The organism is Sphingomonas bacterium (assembly GCF_903643035.1).
Classification (GTDB): Bacteria; Pseudomonadota; Alphaproteobacteria; order Sphingomonadales; family Sphingomonadaceae; genus Sphingomonas.
The window spans coordinates 1-2,706 of the sequence record NZ_CAHJWW010000332.1 but is presented as its reverse complement, the minus strand read 5'-3'; the positions used below and the strand labels follow the sequence as shown (position 1 = coordinate 2,706).

At 72.1% G+C, this 2,706-nt stretch carries 1 protein-coding gene; it reads right to left on the bottom strand.

Features of this window, described 5'->3' with window-relative positions; translation table 11 throughout:
• On the bottom strand, positions 1 to 2,706 hold a 2,706-nt coding region (locus HUV01_RS14730; protein ID WP_174298951.1), incomplete at both ends, for an NAD-glutamate dehydrogenase domain-containing protein.

Here is a 2,706-nt window from a genome sequence, read left to right as displayed (position 1 = left end):
CCAGCACCGCGACGCCGCGTTCCAGGCGCGCGAGCACCGCCCCGGGGCCGGTGCCGGGGCGCGTCACGCGCAGCAGGTCGGCGACGTGGCTGCGCGTCGCCTGCGCCACCTCGTCGAACAACGCGATCCGTGCGACCTCGGGCATCGCGGTCGCCTCGATCTGCGCCCATAGCGCAGGCAGGCCGAGCAGGCGTTCGGCGACGACGAACATGCCGGCGATGTCGCCCAGCGCGGCGCCCTCCTCCTCCACCAGCTCGAACGGATGCAGCAGGCCGATCCGGTTGACGATCCGGTTCGCGACCTTCGTCGCGACGATCTGCGACCGCAGCCGATGCGCGTCGATCGCGTCGCCGTACCGCTCGCGCATCGCCGCCGGGAAGGCGGCGTGCAGGTCCGCCAGCAACGCCGGATCGCTACCCAGCACGCCGCCCGTCTCGATCGCATCCTGCAACGCGAGCTTCGCCGTGGCGAGCAGCACCGCGAGCTCGGGACGCGTCAGGCCGCCTCCGCCGTCGGGACCGTCGGCGGCGCGGCGCAGCAGTTCCTCGTTGCCGGCCAGCCCCTCGACCGCGCGATCGAGCCGGCCCGACGCCTCGAACACCTCGATCGCACGGACGTGACTGGGCACCGCGCTCGCGCCCTCGGCCTGCGCGATCGACAGGGCGAGCGTTTGAAGGCGGTTGTCCTCCAGCACCAGATGCGCGACCTCGTCCGTCATGCTCGCCAGCAGCTCGTTGCGCGCATCCCAGTCGAGCCGGCCCTCCGCCACCTCGCGGTTCAGCGCGATCTTGATGTTGACCTCGTGGTCCGAACAGTCGACGCCCGCCGAGTTGTCGATGAAGTCGGTGTTGATCCGTCCGCCCCGCCCGGCAAAGGCGATGCGCGCCGCCTGCGTGAGGCCGAGGTTCGCGCCTTCGCCGACGGCGCGCACGCGCAGCTGCTCGGCATCGACGCGCAGGCGATCGTTGGCGGGATCGCCGACGGAGGCGTTGTTCTCCGCCGCCGCCTTCACGTAGGTGCCGATGCCGCCGAACCAGAGGAGGTCGGCGGGCGCGCGCAGGATCGCGGCGATCAGCGCCGCGGGCTCTAGCTCGGTCGCCGCCACGCCCAGCATCGCTCGCACCGGCGGCGAGAGCGGGACCGCCTTTTCGGTTCGCGCCCACGCGCCGCCGCCCGGCGAGATCAGCGCCGGATCATAGTCCGCCCAGGACGATCGCGGCAGCGCGAACAGCCGCGCTCTCTCCGCCCAACTCATGGCGGGATCGGGTGCGGGATCGAGGAAGATGTGGCGGTGATCGAAGGCCGCCACCAGCCTGATCGCCTTCGACAGCAGCATGCCGTTGCCGAACACGTCGCCCGACATGTCGCCGCAGCCGACGACGGCGATCGGCTGCACCTGCACGTCGACGCCGGCCTCTGCGAAGTGGCGCTGCACCGACACCCATGCGCCGCGCGCGGTGATCGCCATCGCCTTGTGGTCGTACCCGTGGCTGCCGCCGCTGGCGAAGGCGTCGCCCAGCCAGAAGCCCCGCTCGATCGCGAGCGCGTTGGCGACGTCGGAGAAGGTGGCCGTGCCCTTGTCGGCGGCGACGACGAAATACGGGTCCTCGCCGTCCAGCACCACGATGCCGGCGGGGTGGACGACGCGACCCTCGACGATGTTGTCGGTGATCGACAGCAACGCGCGGACGAAGACGCGATAGCTCTCGGTACCTTCGTTGAGCGCCGCTTCGCGCTGCACAGGGAGTTGCTTTGGATAGAAACCGCCCTTGGCCCCGGTCGGCACGATCACCGCGTTCTTCACGCGCTGCGCCTTCATCAGCCCCAGGATCTCTGTGCGGAAGTCGTCACGCCGGTCGGACCAGCGAAGCCCTCCGCGCGCGACCGGTCCGGCGCGCAGGTGAATGCCCTCGACGCGGGGCGAGTAGACCCACATCTCGCGCCACGGCACGGGGGCGGGCAGGCCGGGGACAAGGTGGCTGTCGAGCTTGAACGCCAGCGCCTCCACGCCCGCGGCGACGAACGCGTTGGTACGCAGGATGGCGGCGATCACGTCGCGATAGGCCCGCAGCACCCGGTCGTCGTCCAGCGCGACCACCGCGACGAGCCCGGCTGCGATGGCGGCGTCCGCCTCCTCGATCAATCCCGTCGCGGCGGGATCGTGCGCCGCCGCGAACCGGTCGATCAGCGCGGCGACGACTGCCGGCGCGCGGCGCAGCGCGTCGACGACGGTCGCCATGCCATAGGTCATCCCGGCCTGACGTAGGTAGCGGAACCACGCGCGCAGCAGGACGACAGACGCAGGGGACAGCCCCGCCTCGACGATCAGCCGGTTGAACGCATCGTTCTCCGCCCGGCCCTCCAGCACCGCGGCGACCGCGCCCTCCAGCGTCGCGGCGTCGACCGCGCTCGCGTCCGCCTCGACCGCGAAGTCGTGCATCGTCGCGCGGTCCTCGTCGTCGATCAGCCGGGTCGCCGCCTCCTCGATCACGCGGAAGCCGAAGTTCTCGAGCACCGGCACCGCGTCCGACAGCGCCAGCGCGCCGCCCTTGCGATAGATCTTCAGCCGCGCCGCGCCGTCCGTCGCGCGCACCAGACGCACCGACCGCTCGTCCGCGCCGCCCAGCGCCGCCACGCGCAGGATGTCCTCCGCCGCCTCGCCCGCGCTCGCCTGCTGGCGCAGGCCCACGGGAAAGGCGCCGGCGT